The organism is Pseudonocardia sp., from assembly GCF_025465255.1.
In the GTDB taxonomy this organism is placed as follows: Bacteria; Actinomycetota; Actinomycetes; order Mycobacteriales; family Pseudonocardiaceae; genus Pseudonocardia.
In genome coordinates, this window is the sequence record NZ_JAODNI010000060.1 from 1 (window position 1) to 16695 (window position 16695).

General features: G+C 73.4%; 15 protein-coding genes, 1 tRNA gene and 2 pseudogenes. 10 read left to right on the forward strand and 8 right to left on the reverse strand.

Going from position 1 to position 16695, the window contains the following annotated elements; translation table 11 throughout:
* From JWP64_RS06075 to JWP64_RS06090, 4 genes are all read right to left on the reverse strand, one after another.
* On the reverse strand, positions 1–1220 hold a 1220-nt coding region (locus JWP64_RS06075; RefSeq protein WP_297493333.1), incomplete at its 3' end, for a hypothetical protein.
* Between the two features lie 14 nt (positions 1221–1234).
* Positions 1235–1894, reverse strand: coding sequence for a hypothetical protein (locus JWP64_RS06080; RefSeq protein WP_297493336.1), 660 nt, complete (start codon positions 1892–1894; stop codon positions 1235–1237).
* A 16-nt stretch (positions 1895–1910) separates the two neighbouring features.
* Complete coding sequence (locus JWP64_RS06085) at positions 1911–2369, reverse strand: RidA family protein (protein ID WP_297493339.1); 459 nt, start codon at positions 2367–2369, stop codon at positions 1911–1913.
* On the reverse strand, positions 2366–2539 hold the full coding sequence (locus JWP64_RS06090) for a DUF4177 domain-containing protein (RefSeq protein ID WP_297493341.1): 174 nt from the start codon (positions 2537–2539) through the stop codon (positions 2366–2368). Before JWP64_RS06090 ends, JWP64_RS06085 begins: the two co-directional genes overlap by 4 nt.
* Positions 2540–2659: 120 nt before the next feature.
* Here JWP64_RS06090 and JWP64_RS06095 point away from each other — a divergent pair, with 120 nt between their 5' ends.
* Both JWP64_RS06095 and JWP64_RS06100 read left to right on the forward strand, forming a co-directional pair.
* Positions 2660–3688, forward strand: a complete 1029-nt coding sequence (locus JWP64_RS06095; RefSeq protein WP_297493344.1) for an ArsA-related P-loop ATPase — start codon at positions 2660–2662, stop codon at positions 3686–3688.
* A complete protein-coding gene (locus JWP64_RS06100; protein WP_297493347.1) occupies positions 3685–4866 on the forward strand; it encodes an ArsA family ATPase in 1182 nt (393 codons plus the stop codon). Before JWP64_RS06095 ends, JWP64_RS06100 begins: the two co-directional genes overlap by 4 nt.
* A gap of 40 nt (positions 4867–4906) precedes the next feature.
* Here JWP64_RS06100 and JWP64_RS06105 read toward each other — a convergent pair whose 3' ends face one another.
* Positions 4907–5281 carry a WhiB family transcriptional regulator gene (locus JWP64_RS06105; RefSeq protein ID WP_297493349.1) on the reverse strand — a complete coding sequence of 125 codons (375 nt, stop codon included), beginning with the start codon at positions 5279–5281 and terminating at the stop codon, positions 4907–4909.
* Between the two features lie 134 nt (positions 5282–5415).
* Between JWP64_RS06105 and JWP64_RS06110 the strand changes: the two genes are divergently transcribed.
* The 7 genes from JWP64_RS06110 (at position 5416) to JWP64_RS06140 (ending at position 12927) form a co-directional block, all read left to right on the forward strand.
* Positions 5416–7857 carry a transglycosylase domain-containing protein gene (locus JWP64_RS06110; protein WP_297493352.1) on the forward strand — a complete coding sequence of 814 codons (2442 nt, stop codon included), beginning with the start codon at positions 5416–5418 and terminating at the stop codon, positions 7855–7857.
* Between the two features lie 63 nt (positions 7858–7920).
* Entirely contained in the window at positions 7921–8271 is a 351-nt protein-coding gene (locus JWP64_RS06115) for a hypothetical protein (protein WP_297493355.1), read from the forward strand.
* A 160-nt stretch (positions 8272–8431) separates the two neighbouring features.
* Positions 8432–10528, forward strand: a complete 2097-nt coding sequence (locus JWP64_RS06120) for an MFS transporter (RefSeq protein ID WP_297493358.1) — start codon at positions 8432–8434, stop codon at positions 10526–10528.
* Positions 10529–10598: 70 nt separating this feature from the next.
* Positions 10599–11750, forward strand: coding sequence for a DNA polymerase III subunit delta' (locus tag JWP64_RS06125; protein ID WP_297493361.1), 1152 nt, complete (start codon positions 10599–10601; stop codon positions 11748–11750).
* Positions 11751–11961: 211 nt separating this feature from the next.
* A complete protein-coding gene (locus JWP64_RS06130) occupies positions 11962–12180 on the forward strand; it encodes a hypothetical protein (protein ID WP_297493364.1) in 219 nt (72 codons plus the stop codon).
* Positions 12181–12426: 246 nt separating this feature from the next.
* Positions 12427–12503 (forward strand) — tRNA-Thr (locus JWP64_RS06135).
* Between the two features lie 64 nt (positions 12504–12567).
* On the forward strand, positions 12568–12927 hold the full coding sequence (locus JWP64_RS06140) for a hypothetical protein (protein ID WP_297493367.1): 360 nt from the start codon (positions 12568–12570) through the stop codon (positions 12925–12927).
* A gap of 244 nt (positions 12928–13171) precedes the next feature.
* On the opposite strand, the gene JWP64_RS06145 is transcribed toward JWP64_RS06140, so the two are convergent.
* On the reverse strand, positions 13172–13576 hold the full coding sequence (locus tag JWP64_RS06145) for a type II toxin-antitoxin system VapC family toxin (protein ID WP_297493368.1): 405 nt from the start codon (positions 13574–13576) through the stop codon (positions 13172–13174).
* Positions 13573–13974, reverse strand: coding sequence for a type II toxin-antitoxin system prevent-host-death family antitoxin (locus JWP64_RS06150; RefSeq protein ID WP_297493371.1), 402 nt, complete (start codon positions 13972–13974; stop codon positions 13573–13575). Before JWP64_RS06150 ends, JWP64_RS06145 begins: the two co-directional genes overlap by 4 nt.
* 715 nt (positions 13975–14689) lie before the next feature.
* Here JWP64_RS06150 and JWP64_RS06155 point away from each other — a divergent pair.
* Positions 14690–14981 (forward strand): annotated as a pseudogene (locus JWP64_RS06155) (nitronate monooxygenase); the annotation flags it as partial.
* 233 nt (positions 14982–15214) lie between these two features.
* Here the strand turns inward: JWP64_RS06155 and JWP64_RS06160 are convergent.
* A pseudogene (locus tag JWP64_RS06160) lies at positions 15215–16603 on the reverse strand (GAF domain-containing protein); the annotation flags it as partial.
* Between the last annotated feature and the right edge of the window lie 92 nt (positions 16604–16695).

A 16695-nucleotide genomic window follows, 5' to 3' on the forward strand; every position in this document is an offset into this window, starting at 1 on the left:
GTGGCACCGAGCTCCTCGGGGAGCCGCGGCAGCTGCCCGATCGCGGGCGAGCGGGGCGGTAGCTCCGCGGCCGCGGGCGTGGGCCCGGCCTCTCCCGGCACGGGATCCGGCACGGCCCTGATCGGCGCGTCCGGCCGCGACGACGCGCGGGAGCGCTGCGGGAACCGGGCGGTGACCTCGGCGGCGTCCTGCCTGCGGAAACCGGCCGCGGGCGTCGTCGCGGACGCGGCCTCCGCCTCCGCGGCACGGCTGTGCGGACGGGCCGGCAGGGCCTCGGCGGCCGGGCTCGCCGGGGCCGGACGGCCGGCGACGGGAATCGCGGTCGTCTCCTCGGCCCTCGACTCCTCCGGCGCGGCCTGGTCCCGGGACGGGGCCGGAACCTCCGGCTCCATCACCGGGGCGCCGGACAGCAGCGGTGGCGCCTCGCGGCCGGCGGTCTCGCGTGCGGGCGCCGGCGCGTCCGTGCCGGCGGGCACGGCCGTCACCGGCTCCGCCGAGATCGGCGCCGTGAACAGCGGCCCCGACGAGATCAGCTCCGCCGGGTCCACGGTCTCGACGGGCGCCGTGACGGGCGCGGCCACCGCGCCGCGCTCGACCGGCGGCCCGGGTGCGGGACGCCCGCTCCCGCCGTCGACGATCGTGCGCGCGTTCCGCAGCGCCGCCAGGTGGTACGCCGGCAACGCGTCCGCGGCGCCGTACACCTCGACGGACGACGGCATCCCGGCCCGGTCCAGCACGGAGCTCAGCCGGTAGGCCAGGACCTCGGCGGACGTGCTCGGCCCCGGCAGCTCGACCAGGAGGACGGGGTGCGGCAGCGGCCCGGGCGCGGCGCCGGCGGGGGTGAGCCGCCAGGACAGCCGGACCGTGCAGCCCGCGAGGTTGCGCGGCGGGACCCGGCGCACCGTGTCCGTGATCAGGCCGGCGGGCAGCGCGTCCGCCTGGAAGCGGTGCGCGGTGCGGTCCTCGCCGACGGCGGCGGGCAGCCCGGCCTCGACGTCGATCTCGACGTGCCGACTCCGCGCGGCCGCGACGACCGCGTCCCGGATCCACGGCGGCAGCACCGCGCGGTCCGCGACCAGCGCCGCCGCGAGCAGCTCGACGGCCTGCGGGTCCTCCCCGATCGCGGCGAGCTCACGGCCGATGCCCAGCAGGTCGTCGTCGACCCGGCCGGCGAGGGCGAGCAGCAGTTCGTGGGTGGTCAGGGCAGGTGGGGCCGACATGGGCCCTCCTTCGCTCAGCTCGCCCCGCTCGGCGTCGGGGTCGACGTGCCGGCGGGATCGTCAGATGTCGCGGGGACGACAGCTTCTTCTTCGGGGGAGGCGGTGCGGGGGACGCGGGACCAGAGCACGGCGGACCCGACGATCGCGGCCTGGTGGTAGGCCGGCGGCTCCAGGCCCGGGGCGAGCACCTCGACGCACGGCGTGCGCTCCCCGTGGGCGCGCAGCAGGCGCTGCAGGGTCCCGGTGAGCTCGAGCGGGCGGGCGGCGTCCAGCACCAGCAGCACGCGCTGCTCGCCGCGGGACCCGCGCCTGCTCTGCCGCAGCTCGGCGGCCCCGGGGTCGCCGCGCACGACGGCCATCGCCCCGAGCGCGGCCAGGTCCGGCAGGCCGGGACCGGCCGCGAACGCGTAGCGCGGCTCGTCCGGCCCGTTCAGCGGCAGGACGGCGTCGATCAGCCGGCGCTGCGGGCCCTCGCCGGCCGCGGCGACGAGCAGCTCGCGCTCGGAGTCCGTCAGCGCGACCCGGTTGCGCAGCAGCGCCCGCGGCAGCAGCGCCGCCACGGGATCGACGGCCCCTGCGGCCAGCCAGTCCCGCAGCCGCCACAGCACGTCGTCGGGGAGCCGGCCGGCGAGCCGCAGCAGCAGCTCGTGCCCGGCCTCACCGGCGCTGCTCATCCGGAGATCCTGGCCATCAGGAGACCTCGACGACCAGCTCGACCTCGACCGGCGCGTCCAGCGGCAGCTCCGCGACGCCGACCGCGGACCGGGCGTGCAGCCCGGCCTCGCCGAAGACCTCGCCGAGCAGGTCCGACGCGCCGTTGATCACCTTCGGCTGGCCGTTGAAGCCCGGCGCGGAGGCGACGAAGCCGACCACCTTCACCACACCGGTGACCGAGTCCAGCCCCACCAGCGCGTCGACGGCGGCGAGCGCGTTGAGCGCGCACGTGCGCGCCAGGTCGTAGGCCTGCTCGGCGGTGACCGTGTCCCCGACCTTGCCGCTCAGCGGCAGAGCGCCGTCGACGAACGGCACCTGGCCGGCAGTGAAGACGAGCGAGCCCGAACGCCGGGCGGGGATGTAGGAGCCGGCGGGAGCGGCGACCGCGGGCAGCGTCAGGCCCAGCTCGGCAAGCTTCCGGGACGGGGTCGTCACGAGGCCACCGGGCGCTTGAAGAACGCCACGAGCTGCTCCGGGTTCGCTCCCGACGTCACGGTGACCAGCTCCCAGCCGTCGCGGCCGAAGTTGTCCAGGATCGCCTTGGTGTTGTGGATCAGCAGTGGTGCGGTGAGGTATTCCCACCTCACGATGCCCGGGGAGCTCATGGCCGGGGACTGTAGCCGGGGCTGTTCACCCGGACGTGCGTCGGACCGGTCGGGTCGACGGGCGGTCGGTGCCGGGCGGTTGGCCGGGCCGATGCACCGGGCGCTCCGTAGGCTGGGGCCGTGACGTCATCCGGTTGGCCCGCCGAACTCGCCGGTGCCCGGCTCCACGTGGTGTCCGGCAAGGGCGGTACGGGCAAGACGACCGCCGCGGCGGCCCTGGCCCTCGCGCTCGCGTCGGGCGGCCGGCGCACCCTGCTCGTGGAGGTCGAGGGACGGCAGGGCATCGCGCAGGTCTTCGACACCGCACCGCTGCCCTACGAGGAGCGTCGCATCGCGGTCGCGCCCGGCGGCGGCGAGGTCCGCGCCCTGGCCGTGGACGTCGAGGCCGCGCTCCTGGAGTACTTCGAGATGTTCTACCGGCTCGGCATGGCCGGCCGGACGCTGCGCCGGATGGGGGCCATCGAGTTCGCGACGACGCTCGCGCCGGGCCTGCGGGACGTGCTGCTCACCGGCAAGGTCAAGGAGTGCGTCTCCCGCACGGAGAACGGCCGGCCCGTCTACGACGCTGTGATCCTCGACGCGCCGCCCACCGGCCGGCTGGTCACGTTCCTGGACGTCACCAAGGCGATGTCGGAGCTCGCCCGCACCGGGCCGATCCACAACCAGGCCGAGGGCGTCGTCGATCTCCTGCACTCGCCGCGGACGGCCGTGCACCTGGTCACCCTGCTCGAGGACCTGCCCGTCACCGAGACGCTGGAGACCGTGCGGGAGCTCGCCGAGGCGGACCTGCGTGTCGGCGCGGTGATCGTCAACCGGGTGCGCGAGCAGTGGCTCCCGGACCGGTCCGTGGCGCCCGCCGCGAACGGCCGCGTCGACGCCGGCCGGGTGCGGGCCGGGCTCGCCTCGGCCGGGCTGGACCTCCCGCCGGACGTGATCGACGGCCTGGTGGCCGAGACGGTCGAGCACGCCGTGCGGGTCGCGTCGGAGTCCGCGGCCGCGGCACGCCTGGAGGCCGCCGCCGGCACCGAACACCTCGCGCGCCTGGAGCTCCCGCAGCTGCTCGACGGCGTGGACCTCGGCGCGCTGTACGAGCTCGCCGAGGCGCTCACCGCGCAGGGTGTCGGCACCACCGTGGGAGCGTCCGCGTGAGCCCCGCGAGGCCGCAGGTCCTGGACGTCGACGCGGTGATCGACGACCCGCAGACGAAGATCATCGTGTGTTGCGGTTCCGGTGGCGTGGGCAAGACCACGACGTCGGCGGCGCTGGCCCTGCGGGCCGCCGAGCGCGGCAGGAAGGTCGTCGTGCTGACGATCGACCCGGCGAAGCGGCTGGCCCAGGCCCTCGGCCTGGACGAGCTGAGCAACGAGCCCGGCACCGTCCCCGGCATCGATTCCACCGGCGACGAGAAGGGCGAGCTGCAGGCGATGATGCTGGACATGCGTCGGACCTTCGACGACATGGTGCACACGCACGCCGCCCCGGACCGCGCCGAGAAGATCATCGCGAACCCCTTCTACCAGACGATCTCCTCGTCGTTCTCCGGCACGCAGGAGTACATGGCGATGGAGAAGCTGGGCCAGCTGACCGCCCGCGGGCACTGGGACCTGGTGGTCGTGGACACGCCGCCGTCCCGCTCCGCGCTGGACTTCCTCGACGCGCCGCAACGGATGTCGAACTTCCTCGACGGCCGGATGATCCGGCTGCTCTCCTCGCCCGCGCGGGCCGGGGGCAAGGGCCTGCGCAAGATCGTCGGGGCGGGGTTCCAGCTGTTCGCGAAGGCCGTCTCGACGATCCTCGGCGGCCAGCTGCTGGCGGACGCGTCGGCGTTCGTGCAGGCCTTCGACACGATGTTCGGCGGGTTCCGCGAGCGGGCGACCAAGACCTACGAACTGCTGCGCTCGCCGGGAACGGCGTTCGTGGTCGTCGCCGCGCCGGAGCCGGATGCGCTGCGGGAGGCCGCCTACTTCGTGGACCGGCTCTCCGGCGAGCAGATGCCGCTGGCCGGGCTCGTCCTCAACCGCACGCATCCGGTGTTCGCGCCGCTCTCGGCCACGGAGGCCAGGCACGCGGCGGAGAACGCGGGCTCGTCGCGGCTCGCCGCGGCGGTGCTGCGGCTGCACGCGGACCGGGTGGACCTCGCGGACCGGGAGGAACGCCTGCTGAACCGCTTCGTGGGCGCGCACCCGGACGTCCCGGTGGCGCGGGTCCCGGCGGTGGCCGGGGACATCGCGGACCTCGACGGCCTGCGCGAGGTGGGCGAGCGCCTCGCGCAGCCCGGCGGGGAGTCCGCGTCGCCGGAGCCGGCGCGGAAGGTGCACCACCTGTAGCCGCGGGCGCCGCCGTGACACGCCCGGGAAGAGGTCGCGCTCAGCCCGTCTCGGTGAGCCCCTCCGCGGCCGTGGTCTCCTCCGCGGCCGTCGCCATCCGCGCCGCGGACTCGTCCGCCGCCGACGCGTAGTGCGCGGCCCGGGCGTCGGACAGCAGCCGCGCCCAGGACGTCACCTCCGGGCGTTCCCGCAGCAGGGCGCGGCGCTCCCGCTCGGTCATCCCGCCCCAGACGCCGAACTCGATCCGCTGGTCCAGGGCGTGCGAGAGGCATTCGGTCCGCACCGGGCAGGCCCTGCAGAAGTCCCGCACCCGCCGCTGCTCGGCGCCGGTCACGAAGAGCTCCTCGGCGTCGGTGGTGCGGCAGCGGGCCGCCCCGCGCCAGTTCCACCTGCCCGAATCCGCATCGCTGGCCACGTCCGCACCTCTCGCCGTCCTCGCCGGTCCCCGACCCGCCTCGGATTCTTCGACAGGATCACGGACCCCGGTAAGAACGCAGAACTACTCAACCTGACAGGAGCCGCACGTCCGGGGCGGTAACCTCCCACGTCGTGGCTCCTCCCCCCGATGCGTCGAGCAGGCGTCGTGACCTGAAGCGGCCCGTCGCCCTCCTGCTCGGGCTGTGCCTGCTCGCCGGCGTGGTGACCGCGGGCATCGCGTTCCCGTTCGCCGCGGGCGTCGGTCTGCTGTCCAACGAAGCGGGGGACAGCGTCAACAGCTCGTCCAGCACGCTGGTCACCGGCAACCTGCCGCTGGCCACCACGCTCACGGACTCGAACGGGCAGCCGATCGCCTACCTGTTCGACCAGAACCGGTCCCAGGTCACCGCCGAGCAGATCTCGCCGGCGATGAAGGCCGCGATCGTCGCCATCGAGGACCGGCGCTTCTACCAGCACCAGGGCGTGGACTGGCAGGGCACGATCCGCGCGGTCGTCGCGAACTCGGCGTCCGGGGACGTCGTGCAGGGCGCGTCGACCCTCACCCAGCAGTACGTGAAGAACTACGCGCTCTACGTCGAGGCCCAGACGGAGGCGGAGCGGCTCAAGGCCACCGAGCAGACGCCCGCGCGCAAGCTCAAGGAGGCGCGGATCGCCCTGCAGCTGGAGCGCCAGCTGAGCAAGGACGAGATCCTCACCCGCTACCTGAACATCGTCTTCTGGGGCAACGGCGCGTACGGCATCCAGGCCGCCGCCCGCACGTACTTCAACACCACCGCGGACAAGCTGACCGTCCCGCAGGCCGCGATGCTCGCCGGCATGGTCCGCAGCACCACCCAGTTCGACCCCGTGCAGAACCCGCAGGCCTCGCTGGACCGGCGCAACCTCGTCATCGGGGCGATGCGCGAGCAGGGCATGATCACCGACGACCAGGCGCGCCAGGCCGCGTCGTCGTCGCTGGGCGTCGCGAGCCCGCTGGCCAGCCGGCCCAACGGCTGCATCGGCGCCGGGGACGCGGGCTTCTTCTGCAAGTACGTCGTGGAGTACCTGACCGAGGCCGGCGTCTCGACCGAGCAGATCAACCGCGGCGGCTACACGATCAAGACCACGCTGGACCGGGACAAGCTCACCAAGATGAAGGCGTCGCTGGACGCCGAGGCGCCGCCGACCCAGCCGAACGTCGCGAACGTGATGTCGCTGATCGAGCCCGGGCAGGACAAGCACAAGGTGCTCGCGATGGCGTCGAGCCGCACGTTCGGGCTGAACGCGGAGGCGCTGGAGACCAGCTACGGGCTGCCGTACCAGCCGGTCAACCTGGGGGCGGGCTCGGTCTACAAGATCTTCACGGCGTCGACGGCGCTGGAGAAGGGCCTGGGCATCAACTACCAGCTCACGGTGCCCCCGAGCGGGTACGCGTCACCGATCTACATCGACGGCAGCGGCCGGCCGATCCCCGTGGCGAACGCCGGCGACTACCCGGGCCGAATGAGCCTCACAGACGCGCTCGCGACCTCGCCGAACACCGCGTTCATCAAGCTCGAGGAGTTCACCGGCGTCCCGGACGTCGTGGACATGGCGGTGCGGCTGGGCATGAAGTCCCTGTCCACCACCCCGTTCGTGGACCCGAACACCGGCCGGCGCACGGACCGCTCGATCGCCGAGGTCACCAAGGCGCAGAAGCTCGCGTCGTTCACGCTCGGGACGACGCCGACCAGCGTGCTCGAGCTGGCCAACGTCGGCGCGACGATCGCCAGCCACGGCAAGTGGTGCCCGCCGAGCCCGATCGACTCGATCACCGACGTCAACGGCGCCGCGGTGCCGGTCACCGAGGCGGCGTGCAACCAGGCCGTCGACCCCGGGCTCGCGGACACGATGTTCACCGCGCTGAGCAAGGACGACCAGACCGGCACGTCCGCGACGGCCGCCCGGCAGGTCGGCTGGGACCGTCCGATGGCCGGCAAGACCGGCACGACGCAGCAGCACAAGTCCGCCGCGTTCGTCGGCTTCCTGCCGAACCTCGCCGGCTCGGTGATCACGTTCGACAACTCCAACGCGCCCCGCCCGCTCTGCGACGGGGCCGGCGCCCCGTTCGCCTGCGCCAACGGCAACATCTTCGGTGGCAAGACGCCGGCCGAGACGTGGTTCGGCGCGGTGAAGCCGATGGTGGACGGCACCCCGGTGCTCCCGCTGCCGCCGACCGTGGACCGCTACCTGCAGGGCGGCGCCGAGTCCCGGGTGCCGGACGTCGTGGGCCGCGGCCAGAACGACGCCCGTTCCCTCCTCGAACGCACCGGCTGGAAGGTCACCGTCACCACGGTGGACAACCTGGCCTCGCGCGGCACGGTCGTCGGGCAGAGCCCCCGGGGTACCGCGCTCCCGGGCGAGACGATCACGCTGCAGGTCAGCAGCGGGACCGTGCCCGCGCCGCCGCCCGCCCCGGGCACCGGCGGGGACGGCCAGCCCGCCCCCGGCCAGCCCGGCCAGCAGGGCGGGGACCAGGGCGGCGGGAACGGCGGCGACGGGAACGGGGACGGCAGGAACGGCGGGAACGGCTGACCCGTCACCCGGACGGGTCGCATCCGCGGCGGAGGCCCGGGGGTCCGGCCTAGCATCTCGCGCATGGGTGAGGAAGGACCCGCCGACGCGGCCGTCCACCTGCCTGTGCCGGCGCCCGTGCCGCGCAAGGAGCCGTGGCCGTCGGCGCGGATGCGGGCGGCGAGACGGGCGGGCGGCGCGGAACCGCGGCCACGCCCGGTCCCCCGCCCCCCGGCCCCGCGCAAGCCCCCGCCACCCGAGCTGTGGGAGGGGCCCGCAGGCATGCACCGGCCCCCGGTCGAGCACGAGCCGGACATTCTCGGCCTCTCCCGGCACGCCCGCAGCAGGCTCGGCAACCGCGCGTTCGCGTTGTTCTTCGTCCTGGTCTACGCCGTGATCCTGATTCAGCTGATCGTGTCGCTGACGAACCCGTGACCTCGGGTGACGCCCGGTCGCTCTGAGAAGTCGCTGAGGCCCCTGACGTGCCCGCATCCCGGAACCGCCGGGCCACACGGCTACCCTGGGAGTGATTCGGCCGCCCGTCGGGTAGCCGCCGCGGACCGGCCGGCCCCCCACCCGGCCCTTCCGGAGGAGGATGAGCGCGATCGTTTCCGACGCCGCTCCAGGCACGCCGTCGATCGCCGCGCCCACGTCGCACCGGGTTCGCAGCGTCCTGGCGATCCCCGCGTTCCGCCGGTTGTGGGCCGTCACCGCGGTGTCCGCCACGGGGGACTGGCTGAGCCTGCTCGCGCTGACCTCGCTCGCCACCCAGCTCACGAACGGGTACTCGGCGCAGAGCTTCGCCCTCGGTGGCGTCGTCGCCACCAAGCTCCTGCCCGCCCTGCTGGGCGGCGCGTTCGCCGGGGCCCTGGCGGACCGGTTCGACCGGCGACGCGTCATGGTCACCTGCGACATCCTGCGCTTCGGCCTGTTCGTGTCCATCCCGATCGTCGGGTCGCTGTGGTGGCTCTTCGTCGCGACGTTCCTCATCGAGGTCTGCGCGATGTTCTGGATCCCGGCCAAGGACGCGTCGGTCCCGAACCTGCTGCGCCGCCCGGACCAGGTGGAGACGGCCAACCAGCTCGCCCTGGTGATGACCTACGGCGTCGCCGTGCTCGTCGCCTCCGGGCTGTTCACGATCATCTCGAGCTCCGGCTCGCTGTTCGCCGGCAGCTCGCCGATCACCACGGTCTACGTGGCGCTGGTGCTCAACGGCTGCGCGTACCTGCTCACCGCGGCCACGGTCTGGTTCTTCATCAAGGAGATCTCCGGCCGGACGGGCCCGCGGGCGAAGGGGGACAAGCCGCCGGGCCTGCTCGCCCTGCTCAAGGACGGCTTCACGTTCGTCGTCAGCACGCCGCTGGTGCGCGGTCTGGTCATCGGCATCATCGGGGCGTTCACGGCGGGCGGCGCGGTCATCGCCACGGCCAAGCTCTACTCCGCGAGCCTCGGCGGCGGGGACGCGTCCTACAGCCTGCTGTTCACCGCCGTGTTCATCGGCCTCGCGATCGGCATGGGCTCCGCGCCGCGGCTGGCGCGCAGGCTCCCGCACAACCGCCTCTTCGGCACCGCGATCGTCGCCGCCGGGTTCGCGCTCTGCCTCGTCGCGCTCGCGCCGCACCTGGTGGTCGCGCTGCTCACGGTCGCGCTCGTCGGCGCGTTCGCCGGGATTGCGTTCCTGACCGGGCTGACGATCATCGGTTCCCAGGTGGCGGACGAGGTGCGCGGCCGGGTCGTCGCGTTCGTCCAGTCCCTGGTCCGGCTGGTACTGCTCGGGGCGATGTCCGTGGTCCCGCTGCTGGTCGGTGTGGTCGCCTCGCGCACGGTGGACCTCTTCGGGCGTGAGTTCCAGATCGACGGCACGCGGCTGGTCCTGTTCGGGGGCGGGCTCGTGGCCGCGGTCGTCGGCAGCTTCGCCTACCGGCAGATGGACGACCGACGGCTCGAGCCGCTGCTCCCGGACCTGCTCACCGCCCTGCGCCGCGGGGACCGCCGGCACTCCGGCGTGTTGATCGCGGTGGAGGGCGCCACACCGGCCGAGACCGCGGACCAGACGAACCGCCTCGCCGAGTCGCTCCGCGCCCAGGGGCACACCGTCGTCGTCCCGAGCGACAGCGAACCGGAGAACGCCCGCTGGGTCACCGCGATGCAGGACGCAGAGCTCTCCGGCGCGCGCGCCCAGGCCCTCGCGTCCGCCGCGCTCCGCGCCGATCTCGTGGAACGCGTGGTGCGCCCGGCGCTGGCGGACGGCGCCGTCGTGGTCATGGACCGGTTCGTCGCGAGCCCGCTCGTGCAGTTCGGCGTGGTCGCGGACCGGATGAACGCCGAGCTCGGCGCGGGTGAGCTGGAGAGCCTCGCCGTCTGGGCCACCGGCCGGCTCCGCGCGGACGTGTCGATCCTGCTGGACCGCGCCCCCGCCACGGGCGAGGACCCGGCGCCCAAGGCCCCGCCCGGGGTCGCCGGCGAGGAGCACGTCCGCGTGCAACGGCTGCTGACGCGCATGGCGGCAGCCGAGCCGCACCGCTACGTCGTGGTCGACGCCGACGGCGAGCCCGCCGAGGTCGCCGCGCGGGTCGCCGCGGGGCTGGCTCCGGTGCTCGAGCCTGCTGCCGGACGGGCGCCGGAGGAGGCCCCGGTCGGGCCGCCCGAGGAGCGCATCGAGGCCGCCGGGGAGCCGGAGGTCAGGCCGTGAGCGAGCGTGCGGGCGAACCGTCGACACAGACGGTGCGCGCAGCGCCGACCTCGCGCAGCGAGGGAGTGCGATGAGTGTCTGGAGCGACGTGGTGGGCCAGCCCGCCGCCGTCGAGGAACTGGATCACGCCGCGCGCAACCCCTCCGCGATGACCCACGCCTGGCTGTTCACCGGGCCGCCCGGCTCGGGTCGCTCCGTCGCCGCCCGCGCCTTCGCCGCCGCGCTGGAGTGCCCGGAGTCCGGCTGTGGCGAGTGCCAGGCCTGCCGCACGATCATGGCGGGCACCAATGCGGACGTGCGCGAGGTCGTGCCCGAGGGGCTGTCGATCTCGGTGGCGGAGATGCGTGCGCTCGTGCAGCTCGCGGCGCGCCGCCCGTCCACCGGCCGCTACCAGATCCTGATCATCACGGATGCGGACCGGCTGACCGAGGGCGCGTCGAACGCGTTGCTCAAGGCCGTCGAGGAACCTGCACCCCAGACCGTGTTCCTGCTGTGCGCGCCGTCGGATCATCCGGAGGACGTCCCCGTCACCATCCGCTCCCGGTGCCGGCTCGTACCCCTGCGCACGCCGGTACCCGAGGCCGTCGCGGAGGTGCTCGTGGAGCGGGACGGCATCGATCCCGAGACCGCCGCCTGGGCCGCGTCGGTGTCCGGCGGGCACGTCGGACGCGCGCGCCGGCTCGCCCGGGACCCCGAGGCGCGCGAACGCCGCGAGCGCATCCTGGGCGTCCCGCTGAAGCTGCGGAACCTCGGCGACGCGTTCGCCTTCGCGGACACGCTCGTGCGCTCCGCGGAGGCCGAGGCGGCGGACGTCAGCGGCACGCGTGACGCGGCCGAGCGCGAGGAGCTCTCGATCGCCATGGGCGCCGGCGGCACGGGCAAGGGCGCGGCCGCCGCGGCCCGCGGCGCCAAGGCCGCCGAGCGCGAGCTCGAGCGCAGGCAGAAGTCCCGGGCCACCCGGACCCAGCGGGACGCGCTGGACCGCGCCCTCGTCGATCTGGCGGGGTTCTTCCGGGACGTCCTGGTGGCGGGCAGCAGCGCCCAGGTCGCGCTGGGCAACCCGGACCGCGACGCCGACGTCCGCCTGGCCGCCCGGGAGTGGACGCCCGAGTCGACGCTGCGCCGCCTCGAGGCCGTCCTCGCCTGCCGGGACGCGCTGGAGCTGAACGTGAAGCCCCGGATCGCCGTCGAGGCGATGATGACCTCGCTCCACACGGGTTGAGCCCCCGGGGGCCCTGGGTAGGTCTCCCGCATGGAGGACAACGACATTCGCCAGGACGTGACCCGCGAGTTCGTCGCCGCGCTGCGCGCCGCGGAGCAGAAGGGCGACGTCGAGGACCTCGTCGCGCTGTTCAGCGACGACGCCGAGCTCTTCCGGCTCGACGGCGCCGGCACCCGTCGCGGCGAGGCGCAGGAATTCTGGCAGCGGGTACGTGGACCAGTTCAAGGAGATCAGCACGCAGTTCACCAACGTGGTCGACGGCGACGGCGACGCGGGCCTGGAGTGGCAGAGCACGGGCACGCTGGCCAACGGGCGCGACATCGACTACGTCGGGTCCACCTTCCTGACCTTCGAGGACGGCAAGATCCTCGGGGTGCGGACCTACTACGACACCGCCGCGTTCCTCGAGGTCCCGGCCTCGACGGGCTGAGGCCCGCGCCGGATCAGACACTCCCCAGGGCCAGACGGTCGCCAGCCAAGCTCGAAGCCCGGGCTGGTCGGCGGCCACAGCCAGGCCAGCACGAACTGCGCGGCTCCGACCCCGGCGAGCACTTAGCTGGTCCGCGGCCGGTGGACTGTCGAACGACCCGGCGAACCCGACAACTCGACCCGTGCGGGTGACCGCCGGGGGGTCGGTGGGGCGTCGCAGGCGGTTGCTACGCTTGCGCTGCACCACGCCGCCTTAGCTCAGTCGGTTAGAGCGACGCACTCGTAATGCGTAGGTCTGGGGTTCGACTCCCCAAGGCGGCTCCACAGAACGGCCAGGTCAGGGATCTGACCTGGCACAGTCGAGTCAGTCAGCTGGCCACCTTGTGGCATGAGTCTTGGCATGTCGGGTCATGTCGGGCTTACCTTTGCGCCATGGCGAGGGGTTCGACCTCAGACTCTGAGGACGGGCTTCCGTGCTCGCGTCTATGCCGGCAAGGACCCCATCACGGGCAGGCAGACGTACCTGCGCGGCGAGACACGACGGTATCGGCGCGAGGCGGAGACCGACGCGGAGCGCCTGGTGGCGCGAGTCGAAGCCGATCAGCGACCGGACCAGAACGCCACGGTCGGAATGCTGCTGGACCGCTGGATGGAGATCGTCGACCACGAACTGAGCACCGCCGAGACCACGGCCGGCTACGTTCGCCAAGCCCAAGCCGTGAGCACAGGCCTGTCTGGCTCCGCCTGACACTTGAACCCGCCACGCTTCGGTCTGTGCGCTCTAGACATCCACGGGCGCAACTTGTCAAGCAGCGTCCAGTTGATCTTGTTGTTGTGGTGGCCACGCGGTGTTTTCGTCGTAGGCGGTGTTGTGGCGGAGGCAACCGTCGAGGATGCCGACCAGGCGGTTTGGCTAGGGCTTGGTGCGGGATACGGTCAGATCGCCATGCGGGCGGTCAGCGGCCAAGGTGGCGGCGATAGGCGGGACCGTGCTAGAGGTTCACGACGTGGAGGGCTTGCTCTAACCCGGTGAAATCGGCGCCGTTGCGGGTGAGCAGCGATAGCCCGTGTCGGGCGGCGGTGGCGGCAATCTGCAGATCCATCCGCCGTGGCCGGGGGTCGCGGCCGGCGTTGCGTACCGCGGTCGCGAGTGCGCCGTAGTACTCGGCGACGGCGGTGTCGAAGGCGAGAACCTCGAAAAGGTCGAGGATGAGCTGGAGGCGGCGGCGGCGGTGGAGTTGTTCGATGGGGTCGGTGGCGGCGGTGACACCGTAGTGCAGTTCGGCGACGGTGACCGCGCTGATGGCCAGCTCGTCGGCGACCTCCGCGACGGCGTTGGCCGGGTAGTCGATCACCACGGAGGTGTCGAGTAGCGCGCGACGGGGGGTTTGGGTCATCCTCGGTGTCCGCCGTCGCGGTCGCGAGGGGCCCGTTGTTCGAAGGGGTCGGAGATGGTGTCGGGCCCGAACACGTGGTCGGCTTCCGCCGTCTCGCGGGTCCAGGCATCGACGTCGAGTGCGGGGAGCGCGGCTAGTGCGTCGGCCAACTCCCGCGTGGGGACGAATCGGCGGCGGGAGTGCTCGCGTTGGTGGGGGACCAGGTCGGCGACGGGTCGGCCGTTGACGGTCACGACGAAGGATTCGCCCTCCGCGACTCGACGCATGATGGCCGCGTTGTCGTTGCGGAGTTCGGACTGTCGAATCGTCTCGCCCATAGCGAAATCATAGCGTTTCCATAGCGCTCCGTCGGGGATGACTTGGCCACCGACCCGGGCCATGGGCCGGCCGCCGGTCATGTCGGCCTCCGGTCGGGGCGCGTGGTTGGCGCAGTGCGTGCAGGGCGGGGGTGGGTTTGCAGTCCGGGCGTTTCCGTGGATGGCCCAGCACAGGTACGCCATGGCTGAGGGTGTGGCGGCGCCGTGCAGGCGCAGTGGGGCACAGTCTCCGCGGGGACGACCGCGGGACCCAACCTGTTCGCCGCTCCGCATGTCCCCCCGACCCAGGGCATCCTCCTCACGGTCGGACTCCTGGTCGGCGTGGCAGCTGCTCGAGCAGCAAATCCAGCTGGGGGCGCGAAGTGGTTGACCCCGGACAAGATGAAGGCTGCCCGCGGCGGGCGACCTCGCGGCAGTGAGGTGGGTACGCGCCGCCGATTGGCGGACGTGCTCAACGAACTCGTGCGCGCCGGCTTCACGTCGCCATCTTGCGGAGTGCTTCTTGCTGCCAGACACGGAGGTCAGACACATTCGCTCCCTTGCGGAGGTTGCACGGCGGACACCCCGGCCGCCCGTTGATCACACCGGTGACCCGCCGCGTGAATGCGGATCGACATGCCATCCCGGAGGATGGTGAGGTTCACGCCGAAGGGCTCGTCCGTCATGTCCCGGCGGCCCATCACCGGTGGCCTCATTCGGGGTCCAGAGCTCAAGGCCCAGGGGGACCGAGTGCTCACCTGCCGGCGGCTACCAGGCCGAGTCTGCCGCACGGGCCGACCCGGTAGGTCTGATCAGGAACGTGCCCGGCCTTGTGCCCATCCCCGCGGCCGCGGCGAAGCTGTCCACCCCCGTGATCGCCTCCGGCGGGTTCGCGGACGGACGCGGTCTCGCCGCGGCGCTCGCCCTCGGCGCGCACGGCATCAACATGGGAACCCCGATTCATGTGCACCGTCGAGTCCCCGATCCACGAGCGCGTGAAGGAGGCCATCGTCGACAACGATGAGCGGGCCACCGAACTGATCTTCCGTCCGCTCCGTAACACGGCACGGGTCGCGTCGGACTCGGTCAGCAGGGAGGCCGTGCGCATCCTCGCTGGGGTGTCAACCGGCGCCGCAAGGGCGGCGACCACACCGGCCTCGGCCTCCCGCGCGCCAACACGGCTGGTGCCGTCGTGCAGGTCGCGTTCGATGCGGCGGCGGGCGTCGTCGGCGGCCGCGACGATCCTCGCCCGGGAGGCGGTGAGCTGGGCGCGGCTGTCGGCGTTCGCGATCGCGGTGCCGATGAGTTCGGTGAAACCGGCCATCCGCTGTTCGGTGTCGTCCGGGAAACGCCCGTGCCGTGTCCCGATGGCGATCGCGCCCCACAGCCGCCCCTCGCCGACGATCGGAGTGGCGACCGCCGACCGGAGTCCCACCCCTCGGACGGCGTCAGCAAACGCGCCGGAGGCTTGGCTGTAGTCGTCGCAGCGTGCCGGGCGGCCGGTGCGCAGGACGAGCGCCACGGCCACGGGCGGCTCAGGCTTCCAGCGGCTCCCCACCGGCAGCTCGGTCTGGTCGTAGCCGACGCGGGTGAGGACGGTCACCGCGCCGTCGGGATCGAGGCGGACGATGTTCGTGGCGTCGGCCCCGAGGACGTGTCTGACCTCGTGCGCGACGGCCGTCAATACCTCGGCCGGTGGCACCCCGCGGGCGACCAGCGTGGCGACCCGCCGCAGCGCGGCCTGCTCCTGCGCGAGCCGGCACAGGTCGTCGCGGCTTTCCTCGAGCTGGGCGCGGCCCTCGGCGTTCGCGAGCGCGGTGCCGACCAGCTCGGTGAACCCGGCCATGCGCTCTTCGGTGTCGGCCGGGAGGTGCTCGCGCCGCGTGCCGATGGCGATCGCGCCCCACAGCCGCCCATCGACGACGATCGGCGCCGCGACCGCCGACCGGAGTCCCATCCGGCGGACGGCGTCGGCGACCGCGCCGGGGGCTTGGCTGTAGTCGTCGCAGCGCGCCGGGCGGCCCGTGCGCAGGGCGACCGCCACGGCCACGGGCGGCTCAGGCTTCCAGCGGCTCCCCACCGCCAGTTCGGCGCGGTGTGCGCCGACGCTGGCGACGAGAGTCGTCGCGCCGTCGGGATCGCGGCGAACGATGACCGTGCCGTCGGCGCCGAGGACGCTGCTGACCTCGTCCGCTACGGCCGCGAACACCTCGGCCGGTGGCTGCCCGCGGGCGACCAGCGTGGCGACCCGCCGCAGGGCGGCCTGCTCCTGCGCGAGCCGGCGCAGTTCGTCGCGGCTTTCCTCGAGCTGGGCGCGTCCTTCGGCGTTCGCGATCGCGGTGCCGACGAGCTCGGTGAACCCGCCCATCCGCTGTTCGCTGTCTGCCGGCAAACGCTCGCGCCGCGTCCCGATGGCGATCGCGCCCCACAGCCGCCCCTCGACGACGATCGGCGCCGCGACCCCTGACCGGACTCCCACCCGGCGGATGGCGTGACCCCAGGCGTCGGAAGCTTGGCTGAAGTCGTCGATGCGGGTCGGGCGGCCCGTGCGCAAGACGGCCGCCACGGCCACGGGCGGCTCAGGCTTCCAGCGGCTCCCCACCGGGAGCGCGTCGACGTATGCGCCGGTGCTGGCGGCGACGGTCGCCGCGCCGTCGGGATCGAGGCGGACGATGTTCGTGCCGTCGGCCCCCAGGACGGTGCCGACCTCCTGCGCGACGGCGGCGAACACCTCGGCCGGTGGTATCCCGCGGGCGACCAGCGTGGCGACCCGCCGCAATGCGGCCTGCTCGTCGGCGAGCCGGCGGGGTTCCTCGCGGCTCG

What these genes read in the sequence shown, in the direction of transcription:
- JWP64_RS06080 (WP_297493336.1), bottom strand. Translation starts at nt 1,894, where the DNA reads ATGAGCAGCGCCGGTGAGGCCGGGCACGAGCTGCTGCTGCGGCTCGCC.
- JWP64_RS06090 (WP_297493341.1), bottom strand. Translation starts at nt 2,539, where the DNA reads ATGAGCTCCCCGGGCATCGTGAGGTGGGAATACCTCACCGCACCACTG.
- JWP64_RS06115 (WP_297493355.1), top strand. Translation starts at nt 7,921, where the DNA reads ATGGGTGAGGAAGGACCCGCCGACGCGGCCGTCCACCTGCCTGTGCCG.
- JWP64_RS06120 (WP_297493358.1), top strand. Translation starts at nt 8,432, where the DNA reads ATGAGCGCGATCGTTTCCGACGCCGCTCCAGGCACGCCGTCGATCGCC.
- JWP64_RS06125 (WP_297493361.1), top strand. Translation starts at nt 10,599, where the DNA reads ATGAGTGTCTGGAGCGACGTGGTGGGCCAGCCCGCCGCCGTCGAGGAA.
- JWP64_RS06140 (WP_297493367.1), top strand. Translation starts at nt 12,568, where the DNA reads ATGAGTCTTGGCATGTCGGGTCATGTCGGGCTTACCTTTGCGCCATGG.
- JWP64_RS06145 (WP_297493368.1), bottom strand. Translation starts at nt 13,576, where the DNA reads ATGACCCAAACCCCCCGTCGCGCGCTACTCGACACCTCCGTGGTGATC.
- JWP64_RS06150 (WP_297493371.1), bottom strand. Translation starts at nt 13,974, where the DNA reads ATGACCGGCGGCCGGCCCATGGCCCGGGTCGGTGGCCAAGTCATCCCC.